Origin of the sequence: Cellvibrio sp. KY-GH-1 (assembly GCF_008806975.1) — a bacterium.
GTDB lineage: Bacteria > Pseudomonadota > Gammaproteobacteria > Pseudomonadales > Cellvibrionaceae > Cellvibrio.
Window position 1 is genome coordinate 2,649,700 of record NZ_CP031728.1, and the last position, 18,037, is coordinate 2,667,736.

The following is an 18,037-nucleotide window of genomic DNA, read 5'->3' on the forward strand; positions in this document are numbered from 1 at the left end:
CTGTAGCCCTGTCGCCTAAGTGGTTTTGGCGTAATGATTGGATTAGCTCAATGAAAGACCCCGCCATACCCTCCTCCCCCGTTGTTAGTGCCTTACCGGTTAACGTATTTAAAGGCTTTTTACTCGCTGCAACCGGCTTGTTGCTCTTTGCCTGCATGGACAGCACTACCAAGTATTTAACAGCCCATTACAACGTTCCCAGCGTCGTTGCCATGCGCTACCTAGTTCACTGTGCATTGATGTTAGTGATATTGGCACCCCGCCACTCGTCGGCCCTGATCAAAACCCAGCGTACCGGCCTGACCGTATTGCGGGGAGCAGTATTAACTCTAGCGTCACTGTGTATCGGACTCGCACTGCAGCGCATGCCCCTCGCGGAAACCACCGCGATTAATTTTCTTGCGCCGACACTGATTGCACTCTTTGCCAGCTCGCTGTTAGGTGAGCAGATTGGAGGCCTGGGTTGGGCGGCAGTAATTACCGGGTTTATCGGCGTCTTGTTGATCGCTCGCCCTGGCAGCGGGCTAGACGCATGGGGCATAGTGTTCGCACTTGGCGCAGCAGCAGCGAATGCGGCGTATCAAGTGTTATCGCGTCTGCTGGCCAGTACCGAAAAGGCAATTACCCTGCTTTTCTATACGGCTCTGGTAGGGACAATTGTGTTTGGTCTCGCACTGCCTTTCTTCTGGGAAAACAAAATTCCGAGCAGTACTGAGTTTATTTTGTTTTTTTGTATGGGGGCGTTTGGCGGACTGGGGCATTACTTATTTACGCTAGCATATCGTCATGCACCCGCCTCGGTACTCGCGCCTATGACATATTTGCAATTGTTGTGGGCTGGGTTACTGGGCTGGATTGTTTTCGACACTGTGCCTGACAGTTACGGTATTTTGGGTATGGTGATCATCGCTGCCTCAGGTTTATTGATTGCAATCAAATCCCGTATTTCATCACCAAACTAACTCTTGCAAAAAAAACGATATGTTTTATAAAGCGCATCACCAATCCTTAGTCAGTATTTGAGCGTGTAACAATTGGAGGGTGCGCGATGTTATCTGCTGAACAAGTTCTGAATTTTCATACCCAAGGCTATCTGGTTCTACCGCAGTTTGAAGCAGCAGCATTTTGCGAATCGATTATCGTCTTGGCAAAAGAAGAACTACAAAAGCATGCCGCCCCCATTGAATACGAGGCTGATACCCAATACCCGGGAGCGCCCAGCTCACGCGAAGCAGAAGGCGGCAAAACCGCGCGCCGTCTACTCGGTGCTTATGCGCGCAGCCAACTCCTCGCCAATTGGGCAATCGGCGCAAACTTGCGAATTCCGTTGCAACAATTATTGGGCGACGATGTGTACTTATCCCAATCCCATCACAACTGCATCATGACCAAACAACCCGCCTACTCCAGCCGCACCGGCTGGCATCGCGATAGCCGCTACTGGAGCTTCGAACGTCCGGCACTGGTCTCGGCGTGGTTAGCCTTGGGCAATGAACACCATGAGAACGGATGTTTGTGGGTGATTCCCGGTTCACATCAACTTGATATAGACGCAACACGACTGGATGAATTGCAATTTTTACGTACCGATTTAGAGTGCAACAAACCATTGCTGGATCAAGCGATTGCAGTGCCTTTGAATCAAGGGGATTTGCTGTTGTTTCACAGCAATCTATTTCATGCCGCAGGAAGAAATATGACCGGCAATACCAAATATTCGATGGTGTTTACTTATCGCGATGCCAGCAACTTACCTAAACCGGGAACGCGCTCCAGTGTATTGCCGGATGTTTTACTGCGCTAAAAAAAGCTAACAGTGACATCTATAAAAAAGCGAACAGCAAACATTTATTTACTATTCTGCAACGCCCAATCGTACAAAAAATTCTTTTTCAATCCCGTTAATTTTGCGCCGATACTGGCCGCTTGTTTTACCGGCAATTCGTCGAGCAGAACTTTCATGGTGTGAATTTGCTCGGGTGTAAGCGTTTCATTTTCCTGTTTGGGCGCGCCATGAACGAGCAGCACAATTTCGCCGCGCTGCTGATTGGAATCAGCCGCCACCCAATCAACCAATGCAGCAACGCTATCCCCCTTAATCGTTTCAAACGTTTTGGTAATTTCGCGTGCGATAACGACTTCGCGTTCGGGCCCAAATACCTGCACCATGTCTTGGAGGGTTTCAAGAATACGATGCGGAGCCTCATAAAAAATCAGTGTGCGCGAATCTGCTGCGAGCGATTGCAATTGAGTGCAGCGAGCAATCTGTTTGGCGGGCAGGAAACCTTCAAAGGCAAAACGGTCTGAAGGTAAACCTGCAGCACTGAGCGCGGCAATCATGGCGCAGGCGCCGGGAATGGGAACCACCTGAATCCCTGCCTGGCGAGCACTGCGCACCAAACGATAACCTGGGTCAGATACCAATGGAGTCCCGGCATCGGAAATCAGGGCAATGGATTCCCCTGCCTGCATTTTGGCAACCAGCTGATCTACGCGCGAATCATCGCTGTGGTCGTGGTAAGCAATACAGGGGGTTTTGATAGCAAAATGGGACAAGAGGCGGGAACTGTGTCGCGTATCTTCAGCGGCAATCAAGGCTACTGTTTGTAGAGTTTCTACCGCTCGCGGTACCATATCGCCCAAATTGCCGATGGGGGTTGCCACGACATACAAAATGCCCTGGTTTGAGGCTGTTGTTGACATACCGCTTTCCGGATAAGGGAGCCAGACGCCGAGCGTCAGACTCTGTTGAATTCATTACTTTTGCTGGTTTTTTACCGAGGTTTTCATGCCGATACGGCCTTTTGCGCGCAAGTTCCTTCACCACACTGCAACCGGATTACTGGCCGCTGCCCTGGCGCTTGGCCTGAGCAGCTGTGGCAGCAATCCAACCCAACCGGAAAAGCGCAAGGCACCAGCCACCAAGGCCCAGGCCAAAGCCCCCAGCGCCAGCCAACTGCTGGAGCTTGCACGCCAGAGCCAGTCGCCCGAGCGCGAGAGTCTGGCGCTGCAAGCGGCACAGGTTTATGTAGACGCCAGTAAATTCAGCCGAGCACGCGATTTGATTAGCGACATGAATCCCGATGACTTGCCTGATCAGTCCTACGTAAAATACACCGATTTACTCAGCACCCTGGCATTGCAAGAGGGCTCCAATTTCCTCGCGCACGGCATTCTAACCAAGCCGCGCCTGGAACAACAATGGCAAGCCATGGAACCCGCAACGGAAATTGCACTGCGTGAAAAACGCGCACAGGTTTTTACCTTGCTGGGTGAAGCGCAACAGAGTGTGAATGAGCGCATCCAACTCGCGGCGTTAATTAACAACAAACAACAGCGCCAACAAAATCAGGATGCTATCTGGCAAAACCTGATGAGCATTCCCTTCGCTGAATTACAGCAGCTCGCACAGGATGAGTTCGGAGAAGCGGCGCGCGGCTGGTATAGCCTAGCTGCCATCAGCAAAAACAACCAAATCGATTTAGAGCAACAGCGCGAACAATTACAACGCTGGATTAATGATTGGCGCCAACATCCCGCGCGTGACAATTTGCCCAATGATTTACGGCTGCTGCAAAGCTTAATCGATCAACAACCTAAACAAATTGCACTGTTACTGCCTATGCAAGGCAAATTGGCCGAAGCCGGTGAAGCGGTACGCGACGGTTTTTTTGCCGCCTATTATCAGGCGCTCAGTAATGGCCGCAATGCGCCAGAAGTGCGCCAATATGACAGCAGTGGTGATGCGTTAGCTGCTTACCAACAAGCGGTTACCGAAGGTGCCGACCTGGTAATCGGCCCCATTGATAAAGAAAAAGTCACTGAACTCAGTCTGATGCCTACACTGGAAGTACCGGTGTTAGCACTGAATTATCCCGATGCACAGCCAGCACAACCGCTAAAAGGTTTTTATCAATTTGGTTTGGCGGTCGAAGACGAAGCGCGCCAAGTTGCGCGGCAAGCATTTGTAGAGGGCCATCGCCAGGCGATGGTCATTATTCCCTCGCAGGAGTGGAGCGAACGCAGCGCACGCGCTTTTGCCGATGAGTGGGAAAAGCTCGGCGGCGTAATCGTAAATCGCACTCAATTTCAGCCCGGCGTAAATTACTCAGGACTGGTGAAAGATGCGATGTTGATTGAACAAAGCCAGATACGCACGCGCGAATTGCAAAGTTTGCTCGGAGTCAATTTAATTGCCTCACCACGCAGCCGCAGTGATGTGGACATGATTTTCCTGATCGCCGACCCGGCACAAGCGCGCCAAATCAAACCGACATTTGCGTTTCACTATGCGGGAAAAATTCCGGTATACGCCACCAGTCAGGTTTACTCTGGCGAGCCCAACGTTAAAGCCGACCGCGATCTAAATGGAATTCGCTTTAACACTATGCCGTGGTTGTTTGATTCAACCAGCCCGGAAAAACAAGCCGTTGCGCAGTACACTAAATCCGCGGCGGTATATGGCCGCCTGCATGCACTGGGCGCGGATGCATTTCGTTTGTACGCGCGCTTGCCGCAATTGGAGCAAGTACCCCAAATGCGAATTTTCGGCGCTACTGGTGCATTGCGTATGAATGCAGGCCGCATCGAACGCGAGCAAATCTGGGTAAGGTTCCGCAACGGCGACGCTCAGCCACTGCCCATGGTTATTAACGAAAACGAACTACAATACTAAGTATCCATCAATATAAAGGGAAGATAATGAACAACAGCAACAAGGACGCTGCAACACCCGGTATAGACACCAGCGTAATCATCGGTGCTACCGCGGAGCACTACGCCGAACAGTATTTACATCAGCAAGGGCTCATCACCCGCACGCGCAATTACCGCTGCAAACTGGGCGAAATTGATTTAATAATGTTGGAAAAAAATCCGCGCGGAACCACGCTGGTTTTTGTGGAAGTGCGCCTGCGTACCAATAAGCGTTTTGCGCCCGCGCTGGAAACGGTGGATTACCGCAAACAGCAAAAAATTATCAAAACCGCCCAGCGCTTTTTACAAGAGCACAAGCTCTACGACAAAATCGCCTGCCGCTTTGATGTGATAGCATTGGATCAGACCGGCACAGCACCACCCGTCCAGTGGATTAAAAATGCATTTACCACCTGAACAAGGTCACCAATGCCCCTGAAATTATTCGAATGACTATAGCGACCCATTTATGGAACAACGTGTAATTACCCTGTTTCACGAAAGTATTGAAGCCAAGATGCAAGCCGGCGAACAACTTGCCCCCCTACTCGCCAATGCCAGTGAATTTATTGTGCACGCCCTCTTGAATGAGAAAAAGATACTGACCTGCGGCAACGGTATTTCTGCGGCGCAAGCGCAAATTTTTACCGCCAGCCTGGTTAATCGGTTTGAACAAGAGCGCCCCAGTTTACCCGCACTAAATCTCGGTTCTGATTTCACTACCCAAACAGCAATTGGTAGCGACTCGAGTTTTAATGACATCTACGCTAAACAAATTCGCGCGCTCGGGCAAACGGGCGATATTTTGTTGCTGCTCACCAGTACGGGTAAAGCAAGCAACTTATTGCAAGCCATCAGCGCCGCACACGATAAAGAGATGCAAGTGATAGCACTCACTGCCGCTGATGGTGGTGATGTAGCGGCCTTATTGACCCATGGTGATATTGAACTTCGCGTGCCATTATTTGCCAAACCCCGTATCCACGAAGTGCACTTGCTTAGTTTATTTTGCTTGTGTGACTTGATTGAGCAGCAGTTGTTTGGAGGCTTTTAATGCAGATATTTCGTGCGCAAACCTGTTACGTCCTGACACTTTTGGCATTAAGTGTAATGGCATTTCAATTAAGCGGCTGCGCGCGAGTCATTCATGCAACCACCAGTGACCCGGTGCAAATCAGCAACAACAAGCGCTCGCTGGGCACCAAACTGAACGACGAACGGTTGGAAACCTACGCACGCGTAAATTTGCTCAAAGCTGACCCGGCCTTTGAAAATGCGCGCGTAAATATCGACAGTTTTAACGGCTATGTGTTGCTGACCGGTCAGGTCTCCTCCGAGCATTTACGCCAACTTGCCGGCAGCACTGTAGGTGCTATCAACTCCGTACGTCAGGTACATAATGAATTGCAAGTAGGGCAAATAGCGCGCTTTGGGTCTCAAAGCCTGGATGCCTGGATTACCACAAAAATAAAATCACGCCTAGTTGCCAGTAGCGTTCAAAGCCGTCGCATTCACATCATTACCGAAGCCCAAACTGTTTTTTTGATGGGTTTGGTATCGCGTCACGAAGCGGACAGTATCGCTGAAGTTGCACGTACCAGCGACGGAGTGCAACAAGTTGTTAAGGTTTTTGAATACGTCGATTAGCGTTCAGCCCCACTTTTCAGTCGCGGTTATTACCGATCTTTTATCACCGAATTCGCGCGTTTATCGCCCGCTCACCCTGCAACAAGATTTCCCGCTGGAAATATCATCCTATCCTGTTAGTATCTTGCGCAACGGCAACTGGTACTTTGTCAGTTGTGGCCGATCACCATTTATTGACACGCAAAGGAAAACATCATGATTTCTACCATCGTTACGCTGGTGATAATTGCCCTGTTAGTGTTCTACGTTATCGGGATTTACAACAAACTGGTCGCTTTGAAAAATCGCTATCAAAATGGATTCTCTCAAATTGAAGTGCAATTAAAACGCCGTTATGACCTTATTCCCAATTTGGTAGAAACAGCGAAAGGCTATATCAAACACGAGCGCGAAACCTTGGAAGCGGTGATCAGCGCGCGCAATCAAGCAATGAATGGTTTGCAAGCGGCAGCAGCAAATCCTGGTAGCGCCGCAGCAATGACTGAATTAGCCGGCGCAGAAAATTTATTAACCAATGCCATCGGGCGTTTAAATGTGGTGATGGAGGCTTATCCGGATTTGAAGGCATCACAAAATATGATGCAAGTGTCCGAAGAGTTGACCAGCACCGAAAACAAAGTTGCCTTCGCTCGTCAGGCATTCAATGATGCAGTAACCGCGTACAACACCTACAAACAAAGCTTTCCACCCGTGGTGCTAGCAGCCAGTTTTGGTCACAGAGAGGATGCAAGCTTGCTAGTGTTTGCCGATAGCGCCGAAATCCAGTCGGCACCCAAAGTGCAGTTTTAGCACATCCCCTACAAAATCTTCCTTCTATATATAGAAGGAAGATTTTTTCCAGCTCAGATACGGGCAAGTCTTCCTTCTTTATATATAGCAATCACTCATCAGCAACAGGTTGCGCCTATGAATTTCTTTGAACACCAGGATCGTGCCCGCCGCAATACACACTATTTGATATTGCTGCTAATTGCGGCGGTGATATCACTGGTCGCCATTACCACCTTGCTATTTGCATCACTCGCCTACTTCACTGACGAGCATCGTCAGCAATCTGCGCAAACAGCATGGCAAGGAATTTTGCATGCACTTAGCCCTACCACATTTTTATGGATCACATTAGGTGTGAGTAGTGTGGTGGCACTGGGAAGTCTATTTCGTTTTTTGCAATTAGGTGGCGGAGGCAAAGCCGTCGCGGAAGCCATGGGGGGGCGCCTGCTAGTAGGCAACACTCAGGATGCGGATGAGCGCAAAATTTTAAACGTGGTAGAAGAAATGGCAATTGCCTCGGGTACCGCCGTCCCCCCTGTATATTTAATGGAAGAAGAAAGTATTAATGCGTTTGCCGCTGGCTATCACCCCCAGGATGCCGTTATCGGTATTACTCGCGGTTGTATTCAACGTTTATCTCGCGATGAACTCCAAGGTGTAATTGCCCATGAGTTCAGCCATGTCTTTCACGGCGATATGCGCATCAACATGCGTTTGATCTCACTGTTGTACGGTATTCTGGTAATTGGTTTGATTGGTGAGTTTCTTATTCGCATCGCCAGTAATCGCAGCAGCACTCGCTCCAGTAAAGATAATTCGCCTGCCGCCCTGTTGGCACTAGGTGTTGGACTGTTGGTAATAGGCTATACAGGAATATTTTTTGGCAACCTGATCAAAGCCGCCGTGAGTCGCCAGCGCGAATTTCTCGCCGATGCATCGGCTGTGCAATTTACTCGCAACCCGGAGGGTATTTCGGGCGCCCTGAAAAAAATTGGCGGCAGTACTTTTGGTTCCGAACTACACAATGAACATGCCGCCGAATTCAGCCATATGTATTTTGGCCAAGGAGTGAAATCCTTTTTTAACTTAATGGCGACTCATCCACCATTAGAAGAACGCATCAAACGTATTCAGCCCAACTGGGATGGTGAATTTGCCACAAGTGCATATAAAGGAAGGAAGACTTCCGCAGTTACACAAACGGATAGTACAGACACTGCCGCAACAACAGCGGATGACCTGATCGAAGTTGTTTCGGGGTTTAACAGCACTAGTGCAATCTTGGACTCTGCAACCGTAACACCGACGCAAACCAGCATCGATATAGACCAGGCACTCAATCAAATCGCTCAACCTTCGCGAGCGCAACTCAATTATGCGCGCGCGCGTCTCGCAGAAATTCCTGAACAATTAAAAAATGCCGCGCACGAAAGCTATAGTGCGCGCGGTATTATTTTTGGCTTGTTACTGGATCGCCATGCACAAATCGCCCAGCACCAGCTAGCATTGCTCAGCGAACATTTGCCTGAAGCGGAATTTCAACAGCTGCGTCCGATCATTTCAGCAGCGGCAGCCCAACACGCCGGGTTGCGCTTGCCATTGGTTGAGCTTTGCCTCTCCGCGCTAAAACAATTATCGGGCGAGCAGCAACAATTATTTTTAGATTGCATGAATGTATTAATTCGCGCCGACAAAAAAATCAGTTTAATGGAGTGGGCGTTGCATCGAATTGTTTTGCATAATAACCATCACGTCCCACGCATTGAACGCGACCTCAATCTGAAACAATTACCCGGCGAATGTGCAATTCTTTTATCGCTACTTGCTTACGCAGGCGCTGCATCCAGTGCCGATGCGGAAACCGCCTTTGCACGTGGAGAGGCCGAATTGAAATTCTCCAATCTGGTATTGCTCCCCCAAGGTCAGGTACAACTTGCTGATCTGGACAAAGCACTGCTTCAACTTAACCGGGTCAAACCGCTGCAAAAGCCGCAGCTGTTAAAAGCCATGAGCCAATGCGTCCTGCAAGACAATCGCGTAACACTGACAGAGGCCGAGCTCTTCCGCGCTATCGCGGACAGCCTGGACTGCCCCGTACCACCGCTAATCATGGACGAATGCCGCTAAATTTGTTGCGCTAGCGCAAACCAATCTCATTCCAGCGACCGGATGCTCTACAACAAGCAGGTGACTAACGGGTATAATGCCGCGCACTTAATCCGCTAATCCTGCCAACCAAATGAGGTAATTACCTTGCAACTGGACAACGCATCTGCTGCGCAACTGCGCGAATTGGAAAGTCAACTCACCGAGCAATATCAGGCGATTCTCGCCAAGAAGCTGAATCTGGATCTGACCCGCGGTAAACCTTCTGCCGAGCAATTAAATCTGTCTGATGCAATGGACGGGTTGTTGCAAGGCAACTACATAGCGGCGGATGGCACTGACACCCGTAACTACGGCGGTTTGGACGGCTTGCCCGAAGCCAAGCAACTCGGGGCACACATTATGGGTGTGGAGCCAGCCAATGTGCTGGTAGGCGGTAACTCCAGCCTGACGCTGATGTTCCAGGTGATGCTGACCGCTTACCAATTTGGCCTGAAGGATGCCGCCAGTGCCTGGAAAAATGAAGGCGACGTGAAGTTCCTGTGCCCGGTTCCTGGCTATGATCGCCACTACACCGTGTGCGAGCAACTCGGCATCAAAATGATCAATGTTCCCATGACGTCAACCGGTCCCGATATGGACGTTGTTGAGTCACTGGTGAAAGCCGACAAATCCATCAAAGGTATGTGGTGTGTGCCCAAGTACTCCAACCCGACCGGAGTGGTGTACAGCAATGAAACCGTAGAGCGTATCGCCAAACTCGGCCAAATTGCCAGTGCCAACTTCCGCGTATTTTGGGATAACGCCTACTCTGTGCATGACCTGGTTCCAAACGCACCGCAATTGGCCAGCATTTTGGAAGCAACCCGTCGCAATGGCACTGAAGACTCAGTTGTACAATTTGCATCTACGTCAAAAATTACCCACGCAGGTTCCGGTGTTGCTTTCGTAGCAGCGAGCGCAGCAAACCTCGCGGGCTTCAAAAAGTTTTTGAACAGCTGCACCATCGGCCCGGACAAAGTTAACCAAATTCGCCACTCACGCTTCTTGCCTGGCAAAGATGCACTCATGGCGCACATGAGCAAACACGCAGAATTATTAAATCCACGTTTTGAAGCAGTGTTGAGTGCATTGAGTAAAGCGTTCGATGGTACCGATTTAGGCGCGTGGGAAAAACCTGTGGGCGGTTACTTTGTTTCTTTCGATACCCGCAAAGGTTGCGCTAAAGAAACTGTTCGCCTTGCGGCTGAAGCCGGTGTAAAACTGACACCTGCCGGCGCAACCTATCCCTACGGCAAAGATCCGGAAGATCGCAATATCCGTATCGCACCATCCGTTCCAACCGTACCAGAAGTCGTTGGGGCTATGGAAGTGTTCGTAACCTGCGTGAAACTGGCATCAGTAAAGCAAAAGCTCGCCAGCCTCAGCTAATCGTTTATTCCCCTCTCTACAAAAAAGCCGCTTTTAAGCGGCTTTTTTGTTTTATCGCTATTCACTGCGCAACAAACCAACCGATCTAATCAACGCAGATTAATTCCAAAACACTTGGTTCGTTATCGTTTTTCTTTCTATACTCAAATTAGCACGACAGCAATAAGCGCGTGCGCTAACCCATTCCATTAACCCTATTACCTTTAATCCGATTACCTTTAAACCTGAAGACTGTTTAACCCTTTTTCTCTGCGCTTTTGCCACAGGAGATTGTTTATGGGTGTTGCTACAACGGTAGAAAAATATTTAAAAGCAAAACAGGTCGAGTTCACGCTGCTGGAACATGAATATTGCGAGGGTTCATACAACACAGCACGTGTCGCCAAGATTGATGATCATTGCCTGGCCAAAGGCGTACTCTTACGTGATGAGGATTTTCATTACACGCTTTGTGTTCTCCCCACACGCAATAAAATATTACGCCACACCTTGAACCAGATTTTTGATCGTCACATGGAGCTGGTCGAAGAGGAAGAGCTTGCGGAGATTTTTAAAGACTGTGCCGAAGGGGCTATACCTGCACTAGGTGAAGCCTATGGCCTGGATGTAATCTGGGATGAGGAATTAATGGGAGTCGAAGAGGTTTATATTGAGGCCGGTGATCATCGCCACTTGATCCGTTTAAAGCAGCCTGACTTTGCGCAACTCATGCAAGACAAGTTGCACGATCACTTCAGTGCAGAGCGAACCCACCACAGCAAGCTCCCGAAAAAGTATGTTCGTCAGGAGTATGAGCTTTAACCGCATTACAACCCAAAGAGACGAATTGCGGGCACAAAAAAAGCCGCCTTGTTGCCAAGGCGGCTTTTTCATTACCGAAGGAATTAATCCTTGCTCGGCACCAATACTACGTTAGGTGCATTGGCTTCGCGGGCAGCATCGGCAACAGCAACGTAGGTACCAGTGCTTGCACGACCACTTGCAGAAATAATCACCGCAGCCTTAGGCAACTCAGCACGCAGACGCTCCAGGTTAGAACGAACTGAGCGAGTATCTACGCGGCGCTCGCCTTCTTTCTCCATCAACCAGATTTGGTCATCAGCGGAAATACGAACCAGAATATTTGGTTCAGCATCATCTGGCGGAGGATTGTTGTTTGGCTCAGGAACATTGGGGTTAAAACCCGCTTCTTTAACGAACGACGCAGTTACGATAAAGAAGATCAACATAATGAACACCACGTCGAGCATGGGGGTCAAGTCAATTTCGTTACCATCATCACCGGCTTGGCCTTTTTTTCTACGGCTCACTCTGGGTACTCCTCGTGTTATTTGAACATTATCGTTAGGTCTAACTGAAAGTTCCCAATTCTAGCAGTTTTGGCCGGGCAAAGACCAACTCTTTGTAACCCCCAAAGGGGGGAATTTACGGGAAATATTCGACCGTCAATTGACTGTTTGGTTAATGTCCGACCAGTTTGAGGCGACCCTTCTCGTCAAAAAAACGTCGCCCACCTACCGCCCTAATAACGCCGGCCCGCCCCAAAAAATCCCCCCAACTATTATGTACCATTCGGTCTGACACACCGTTGATCGACAATCACCATCAAGGGGCGCCAATTTCACTAGCAACTTATCACTGCGCCAACGTCAAAACAAAACGAATATCTTATTCCCACTAAACTTCATCACTCCCACTTTGGATATGAAATATAGTGCTGGAAAAGACAATATTTACAGCAAGCCTAAAACTCGATTAGCGTGTTTGTTAGCAACAGATTCACAACAGCGCGCTTGTGGATTTTTAAATCAATCGTCGCCAACGGATCGCATGCGAACTGAGATTGATATGGTTGATTCAAGCAGTCCTAAACAAAACTGAATATATTCGTTGCTCACGAGCATCCAACGAGCAATTAACTGCACATTAAGATGGCCTTCAATTAATCGCTTTAAGGAAGTCATTTGAGTTAACGAGATAACGCAGTGTCCATGAGCCCATTCAAGGCATTGCGTTGGACAATGATGTCGACGAATTAACGAGCCAACGTGAAAGTTGTAATTCAACGAAAATCAATCATTGATACTTGATAGACTAAACGCGACAAGCTCATTGATGCAGTTGCCGACAAGGAACTCATTCCGTTAAATATCTTCCTCATGATGACGAAATAGCTAGTCTCGATAGCCAGGAGAGGGATTTGCCCAGCAACCCTTTGCACATTGCATCACCCTATGCGAAAACAACAGGGACGATATTGATACCGAAAAATTGCCTGAGACTAAATCGCATCGCCCAACTCACAAAGCCAACTGTCTCGCGCTTCAAACACAATCACTGACAACATTCATCGGTAAGCAACTCAGTTTGATTATGGGCTGGCGGGTATTCAAACCTCGCCAAAGTTTAAAATCGTGATCCAGTTAGCCATCACTGAGTCATTCACTACGTCACCGAAGCGATCACAAATCACAAAAAAATTTTGATAAAGCGAATCTTGAGAGGCAAAAAGGAACGCTCAACAAGACCTTTTCTCACCGTTGATAGCATCGTTAATGGCAAGTGAAAAAGGGAAAAACAAAACCAATTACGTCCAATTGCAATTGCAGAAGAGCAAAATTGTTTTCAGTAAACAGACTGATTGAAGGCGCTTCAAACAGAAAAACTTTCCCTTAAAATCGAAAAAACACATTTTTTTACTAAAAATTGTCAAAAAAACGCATTTTTATTGACTATTTAGCGCAAAAAACTTGAATTTTTTTAATAAAGTTTTAACTTATACATGTTGGACTTTTTAATCCATTTATCGACCTTTCGAAAACTATAAAGGAAGCACACCATGGCTGCACGTAAACAAACCGCTGTTAATACTGTTGCAAGTTTGGAACAGCAATTAGCTCAACTGAAAGCGCAACTGGCAAAAGCTCGCGCAGCTCAAGCGGCAGATGCCGGTAAAGCTGTTGCTGGTTTGGCTAAAGACGCTGCTAAAGCTGCTGCAGCTCTGAAAGCTGCTCAAAGCAAGTTGGCTGCTGCTAGTAAAAAGAAAACCCCTGGTTCAGCTAAAGTTGTAGCCGCTGCTAAAGCTGCTGTTGCTGCCGCCAAGAAAGATGCCGCTGCTGCGAAAGCTGCCGTTGCTGCTGCCAAAAAAGAAGCTGCAGCTGCTAAAGCTGCTGCTAAATTGGCTGCTGCGCACGACAAAGCAGTTGCTAAAGCGGAAGGTGCAGTTGCAAAACGCTTGAAAGCTTCAGCTAAGAAAGCTGCAGTAAAAACCAAAGCTGCTGAGAAAAAGGCTGCTGCAAAAGCTAAAGTAGCGGCTAAAAAAGCTGCCGCTAAAGCAAAAGCTGCTGCTAAGAAGCAAGCAGTAAAAGCGAAAGCAGCTGCTAAAAAAGCGGCTTTGAAGAAAAAAGTTGCTGACAAGAAAGCTGCTGTTAAAGCGAAAGCAGCTGCCAAGAAAGCGGCTGTAAAAGCGAAAGCGGCGGCCAAGAAAACTGCAGCTAAAGCTAAAGCAGCAGCCAAGAAAACTGCCGCTAAAGCTAAAAAAGCTCCTGCTGTTAAAAAAGCAGTAGCCAAAAAGGCTCCAGCTGCTAAAAAAGCTCCTGCTGCTAAAAAAGCAGTAGCCAAAAAGGCTCCAGCTGCTAAAAAAGCTCCTGCTGCTAAAAAAGCAGTAGCTAAGAAGCCAGCGGGCGCTGCGCCTGCAAAACGCGGTCGCAAGCCAAAGGCTGCTGCACCAGCAGCGTAATTAGCGATTTACTCGCAATAAAAAAGGCACCTTAGGGTGCCTTTTTTATTGATACATTCGAATTTAATTTAAATACCAACACGATTTAATTAGATGCCTGTTCCTGTATCACCATTTGATTGAATACGTAGGTGTACATTAGCAGGCGCTGTTCTTCAGTTTGCTCGACGAACTCCAAGCCATAATTCACCAACATTGATTGCAATTGTCCATCCTGGGGATCAACGCGAGAGCGGACCCTCCCCGTAAGCACCAGCTCCCGCTTTATCTCGCGAATCTCGACAGGCGCTCTGATTTCCAGTAAATCACCAATTTCCGCAATATCATTCGCAAGCTCTATACGCACGCCCGAAATACTGACATCTAACATAATGCCGCTGGTAGAGGGGATCGACTCCAGACCAATGTTAACGACATCAACTTTTTCATAAACAGCTACGCGAGTAGCGCCCCGAATACCTTTGAATGTCACCGAATCGGGATAGCTCAAGTGAAGTATGGGATAAGGGTCAAGGGTCTGACTTTCTACGATGCCCGCAAATATTCCAATACCATTATCAATCATTAGTCGTACAACTATTTTTTGACCAGGCCTGAATTTAACTAATTTTCCAGCTTGCTTGGGGACAGATAATAAAAGCGCTCGCCCAGGCAAACATCCAATGAGCCGACATGAAAAACGTTCAGGTTGGCCCGCAAGACTGCTTGTCTGCAGTTGTAGGGGGTAGCCATAAGACAGTTTCAATTCTTCGAATTTCATGGTGCTTCACTGAAAATTATTGATGTTGTGTTCAGCAGTGTAGCAGTTGTGGGCAATTGCGCCTTAACGCGCCGAAGAGTCGCGCGTGACGAGAACTCAAAATAATTTAGAACGACTAGCCCAATGATTCAGCAGCCAAGACACCAAACTCTTTGTTCCATTCCATTAGCAATAATGCCAGCGCCTGCGATTGCTCATAGAGTGAAACCAGTTCGTCATGGCTGTCTTTCGGGCCGTGATAGAGTTTGATCTGCCTATGCTTGTTGGCCAACTCATGCTGCAAATGTTGCGACCGGTATACCTCCAGTTTCCAGCGCAGGTTATGCGCTGTATTGCGGTAATAAGCTAATTTGGTCTGCAATGAAATGGGTGTGACTGAGTTAAGCGGGCCAAAAACATTAAAATCCAAGGCTAACACCATTGATTCCTTGGCTGACGCATCTGAAATAACTGTGGCAGTACGCGCCTGACCAACCAACTGAGCCAAATCCCCAAACACTTCGCCCGGAGTAACGTAGTTCACCAAGTCGCCCTTGAGCGCCTGATCAACATAAACCGCCAGTTTTCCCTTGAGTAAAAAATACAGCCAATTTCCTGTGTCACCTTTTTGTAGCACAACTTCACCAGGAACAAATGACAGGATTCGGGAGGCTTGTAAGAGTATTTCGAGTTGCTTTGCGTCTTGCTGCTTAACAACTTTAAAAAACGGGATCCCGGAGAGTAAATGCTCCAGGGTATCTTTGGGGATTTTATGCAGAGGTTTCGTTTCCATCATCTACCCGTAATACTATTTTTATTAAAAATTACTCAACTCATACACCAGGCAATAAGCAACCCCGCCCCTAACACTCCCTGCGCGTATGATACTACTGAAAATCTATAGAACAACTATAGCTAAATTACAGACAAAGTACGCGCACCGCTCTTTTTTCTATATTATACCTATGGGGCTAACCACAAACCGCTGTATACCCCACAGGACTAAAACGCAGGACACCAATGTCCGTAATAATAGAGAGTAGCAAGACTATGCGCTTCAACCATCTATTCCGAGTACTCATAAGTATCACACTACTGATTTTTTCCCACATTTCACGTGCCGAACCAATGCTCAATGGTATTGGGGTCCACCAGGAATTAGGCAGAGAGATCTTTATCGGTGCACTCTTTTCCGAGTCATTGAGCAACGATCCTGGAACACTATTGCGTAATCAGCAACCCATGCGAATGGAACTTAAAATTGTCAGTCCGGAAGGAATTACGGCACGCAGATTCAGCCGCCTGTGGATTGAAGGTTTGGCAGTTAACAGTAAGGCCGACGCGTTGATGGCGCAAGCAGATAACACCGTTGCTTTTGACGCTATGTTTAAAGGTCGGCTGGTGCCAGACGACTTTGTCAAAATTAGCTACACGCCAGGCAAAGGCGTGAGCGTTACCCTTAATGATGTGCTTTTAGGCACTATTAAAGACGACAACTTCTTTTCTATGCTCTTGGCCACCTGGATTGGGAGCGTTCCTTTATCGTCCGATTACCGCGACAGTTTGTTAAAGGTCGGGGATGTCAACACCGCGTTGCGTACCCGCTATTCAACCATAACACCCTCCGCGACCAGAGTTGCGGAAGTGCGCGCGTGGATTCAGGGTGGTGAACTTGTCGCACAAAATACCAAATCCTCTACTCCGGCTAAATCCGCAGCCGCCAAATCGAGTGCGCGAGCGAAAGAAGAACTTGTCGCTGAGCGGCCCGAGGTTAAATTACCTGCGTTAGAAATTGAAAAGCCACAGCTAGATGTTCCTGCACCTGCGGCTCAAGTTGCAGCCCCTGCAGCTGCCTCTTCAGCGGCAGCCAAACCTGTTGCGGTTACGCCAACACCGGTACAGCCAAAAGCAGAAGAGGATGAAGATGAAGGCCCGGCATTAACAGCGCAAACACTGTTAGCACGCCAATTCTATGTTTCAGATGCGATCAAAAAAATCCGCAGTAAAACCAAGTACCCCCCTCGGGCATTAGAAAGAGGTCAAGCTGGTAGTGTGCGCGTTGCCGTTGTGATAGATCGCAATGGTAATATTTTGAATACAAATATTCTCGAAAATAGCGCTCACGAGATGCTTAACAAAGAGGCACTGGAAGCTGTCAAACGCTCAGCGCCCTTCCCCGCTTTACCTGACACTATTAGCGGCGCGCGCTTTGAGTTTACGGTGCCCATGCGTTGGACCTTACCGTAAAAATAAGCCGCCTGCTTAATGAACTGAATAAAAAAAGCCACTCCGCAAGAGTGGCTTTTTACTTATGGAACATTACTACGAAACGAGGCAGATTAAGAAAGCTGGCGCAGCCGCTGCTCAATGACCTTGTGTATTCCACTACGCTCTAGCGCCGAGTGCTCTTCCAAACGATTTAAATGTATCGCATGCAAGTGCAAGCAAGGCGTTGATGCGTCGAGCTCACGTAAATCCCCCTTCATCAATACCGGCAGGAAAGGCTTATTCGGCGGCAACTTTTCACGAACTATCTTTAAGCCCATTTGCAAAGGCAGTGCGCGATATTTAACCGTGCCACTGCGAAAGGGAATTCGTAAAAATAAACAAGGGCGCGATTGATATACACCAGGAATAATTTCCATTCCAGTAGGTGTTACAGCATTAGCCGTAATACCGTTAAAGGTATCGTGAGGTGCATAGGGGTTAGGAAGAATCACTAACTTACGCTCTTCTTCTTTGGGGAAGAAAATATTGTAGTTTGTGTATAGCTGCTCTACGGAACTGGAGTAGACACAGAGTTTATTTTCAAACCCCATGACAAAATCTACCGCCCGCTGGCGCTGATTAAAGGCATCCAGATCCCAGATCAGGTCCTTGTTATCGGAATTTATTGACAAGATTGGCTC

At 48.2% G+C, this 18,037-nt stretch carries 17 protein-coding genes; 12 read left to right on the top strand and 5 right to left on the bottom strand.

Translation table 11 applies throughout. The features are described 5' to 3' along the window. Nucleotides 1-50 precede the first annotated feature (50 nt). A complete protein-coding gene (locus D0C16_RS11425; protein ID WP_151032505.1) occupies nt 51-962 on the top strand; it encodes a DMT family transporter in 912 nt (303 codons plus the stop codon). 86 nt (nt 963-1,048) lie between these two features. After that, complete coding sequence (locus tag D0C16_RS11430; RefSeq protein ID WP_151032506.1) at nt 1,049-1,804, top strand: phytanoyl-CoA dioxygenase family protein; 756 nt, start codon at nt 1,049-1,051, stop codon at nt 1,802-1,804. A 44-nt stretch (nt 1,805-1,848) separates the two neighbouring features. Here D0C16_RS11430 and rsmI read toward each other — a convergent pair whose 3' ends face one another. After that, complete coding sequence (gene rsmI / locus D0C16_RS11435; RefSeq protein ID WP_151032507.1) at nt 1,849-2,703, bottom strand: 16S rRNA (cytidine(1402)-2'-O)-methyltransferase; 855 nt, start codon at nt 2,701-2,703, stop codon at nt 1,849-1,851. Nucleotides 2,704-2,788: 85 nt separating this feature from the next. Here rsmI and D0C16_RS11440 point away from each other — a divergent pair, with 85 nt between their 5' ends. The 8 genes from D0C16_RS11440 (at nt 2,789) to D0C16_RS11475 (ending at nt 11,451) form a co-directional block, all read left to right on the top strand. Then, on the top strand, nt 2,789-4,675 hold the full coding sequence (locus D0C16_RS11440; protein ID WP_151032508.1) for a penicillin-binding protein activator: 1,887 nt from the start codon (nt 2,789-2,791) through the stop codon (nt 4,673-4,675). A gap of 26 nt (nt 4,676-4,701) precedes the next feature. Further along, nucleotides 4,702-5,112 (top strand): YraN family protein, encoded by a 411-nt coding sequence (locus tag D0C16_RS11445; RefSeq protein WP_151032509.1) that lies wholly within the window; start codon nt 4,702-4,704, stop codon nt 5,110-5,112. Between the two features lie 52 nt (nt 5,113-5,164). Continuing rightward, nucleotides 5,165-5,749, top strand: a complete 585-nt coding sequence (locus D0C16_RS11450) for an SIS domain-containing protein (protein WP_151032510.1) — start codon at nt 5,165-5,167, stop codon at nt 5,747-5,749. After that, nucleotides 5,749-6,342 carry a BON domain-containing protein gene (locus tag D0C16_RS11455; protein WP_151032511.1) on the top strand — a complete coding sequence of 198 codons (594 nt, stop codon included), beginning with the start codon at nt 5,749-5,751 and terminating at the stop codon, nt 6,340-6,342. The genes D0C16_RS11450 and D0C16_RS11455 overlap by 1 nt, the downstream gene beginning before the upstream one ends. Before the next feature lie 195 nt (nt 6,343-6,537). Then, nucleotides 6,538-7,131: a LemA family protein gene (locus D0C16_RS11460; RefSeq protein ID WP_151032512.1), complete on the top strand. Its 594-nt coding sequence runs from the start codon at nt 6,538-6,540 to the stop codon at nt 7,129-7,131. A gap of 117 nt (nt 7,132-7,248) precedes the next feature. Further along, entirely contained in the window at nt 7,249-9,240 is a 1,992-nt protein-coding gene (locus D0C16_RS11465) for a M48 family metallopeptidase (RefSeq protein ID WP_151032513.1), read from the top strand. A 126-nt stretch (nt 9,241-9,366) separates the two neighbouring features. Next, nucleotides 9,367-10,650, top strand: a complete 1,284-nt coding sequence (locus tag D0C16_RS11470) for an aminotransferase class I/II-fold pyridoxal phosphate-dependent enzyme (RefSeq protein ID WP_151032514.1) — start codon at nt 9,367-9,369, stop codon at nt 10,648-10,650. Nucleotides 10,651-10,926: 276 nt separating this feature from the next. Next, nucleotides 10,927-11,451, top strand: coding sequence for an aminoacyl-tRNA deacylase (locus D0C16_RS11475; protein ID WP_151032515.1), 525 nt, complete (start codon nt 10,927-10,929; stop codon nt 11,449-11,451). A gap of 83 nt (nt 11,452-11,534) precedes the next feature. On the opposite strand, the gene D0C16_RS11480 is transcribed toward D0C16_RS11475, so the two are convergent. Continuing rightward, on the bottom strand, nt 11,535-11,960 hold the full coding sequence (locus D0C16_RS11480) for a biopolymer transporter ExbD (RefSeq protein WP_151032516.1): 426 nt from the start codon (nt 11,958-11,960) through the stop codon (nt 11,535-11,537). Nucleotides 11,961-13,531: 1,571 nt separating this feature from the next. On the opposite strand from D0C16_RS11480, the gene D0C16_RS11485 reads away from it, so the two are divergent. Further along, on the top strand, nt 13,532-14,389 hold the full coding sequence (locus D0C16_RS11485) for a hypothetical protein (RefSeq protein WP_225318994.1): 858 nt from the start codon (nt 13,532-13,534) through the stop codon (nt 14,387-14,389). Between the two features lie 85 nt (nt 14,390-14,474). Here D0C16_RS11485 and D0C16_RS11490 read toward each other — a convergent pair whose 3' ends face one another. Then, on the bottom strand, nt 14,475-15,149 hold the full coding sequence (locus D0C16_RS11490) for a flagellar brake protein (RefSeq protein ID WP_151032518.1): 675 nt from the start codon (nt 15,147-15,149) through the stop codon (nt 14,475-14,477). A gap of 115 nt (nt 15,150-15,264) precedes the next feature. Then, complete coding sequence (locus D0C16_RS11495) at nt 15,265-15,924, bottom strand: cyclic nucleotide-binding domain-containing protein (RefSeq protein WP_151032519.1); 660 nt, start codon at nt 15,922-15,924, stop codon at nt 15,265-15,267. A gap of 332 nt (nt 15,925-16,256) precedes the next feature. Between D0C16_RS11495 and D0C16_RS11500 the strand changes: the two genes are divergently transcribed. Next, nucleotides 16,257-17,375 carry a TonB family protein gene (locus D0C16_RS11500; protein ID WP_191968694.1) on the top strand — a complete coding sequence of 373 codons (1,119 nt, stop codon included), beginning with the start codon at nt 16,257-16,259 and terminating at the stop codon, nt 17,373-17,375. 92 nt (nt 17,376-17,467) lie between these two features. Here the strand turns inward: D0C16_RS11500 and D0C16_RS11505 are convergent, their stop codons facing one another. Then, a complete protein-coding gene (locus tag D0C16_RS11505; RefSeq protein ID WP_151032521.1) occupies nt 17,468-18,028 on the bottom strand; it encodes a hypothetical protein in 561 nt (186 codons plus the stop codon). Between the last annotated feature and the right edge of the window lie 9 nt (nt 18,029-18,037).

Coding starts and splice junctions, on each gene's coding strand:
- D0C16_RS11425 (WP_151032505.1), top strand. CDS start 51: ATGAAAGACCCCGCCATACCCTCCTCCCCCGTTGTTAGTGCCTTACCG.
- D0C16_RS11430 (WP_151032506.1), top strand. CDS start 1,049: ATGTTATCTGCTGAACAAGTTCTGAATTTTCATACCCAAGGCTATCTG.
- rsmI (WP_151032507.1), bottom strand. CDS start 2,703: ATGTCAACAACAGCCTCAAACCAGGGCATTTTGTATGTCGTGGCAACC.
- D0C16_RS11440 (WP_151032508.1), top strand. CDS start 2,789: ATGCCGATACGGCCTTTTGCGCGCAAGTTCCTTCACCACACTGCAACC.
- D0C16_RS11445 (WP_151032509.1), top strand. CDS start 4,702: ATGAACAACAGCAACAAGGACGCTGCAACACCCGGTATAGACACCAGC.
- D0C16_RS11450 (WP_151032510.1), top strand. CDS start 5,165: ATGGAACAACGTGTAATTACCCTGTTTCACGAAAGTATTGAAGCCAAG.
- D0C16_RS11455 (WP_151032511.1), top strand. CDS start 5,749: ATGCAGATATTTCGTGCGCAAACCTGTTACGTCCTGACACTTTTGGCA.
- D0C16_RS11460 (WP_151032512.1), top strand. CDS start 6,538: ATGATTTCTACCATCGTTACGCTGGTGATAATTGCCCTGTTAGTGTTC.
- D0C16_RS11465 (WP_151032513.1), top strand. CDS start 7,249: ATGAATTTCTTTGAACACCAGGATCGTGCCCGCCGCAATACACACTAT.
- D0C16_RS11475 (WP_151032515.1), top strand. CDS start 10,927: ATGGGTGTTGCTACAACGGTAGAAAAATATTTAAAAGCAAAACAGGTC.
- D0C16_RS11490 (WP_151032518.1), bottom strand. CDS start 15,149: ATGAAATTCGAAGAATTGAAACTGTCTTATGGCTACCCCCTACAACTG.
- D0C16_RS11495 (WP_151032519.1), bottom strand. CDS start 15,924: ATGATGGAAACGAAACCTCTGCATAAAATCCCCAAAGATACCCTGGAG.
- D0C16_RS11500 (WP_191968694.1), top strand. CDS start 16,257: ATGCTCAATGGTATTGGGGTCCACCAGGAATTAGGCAGAGAGATCTTT.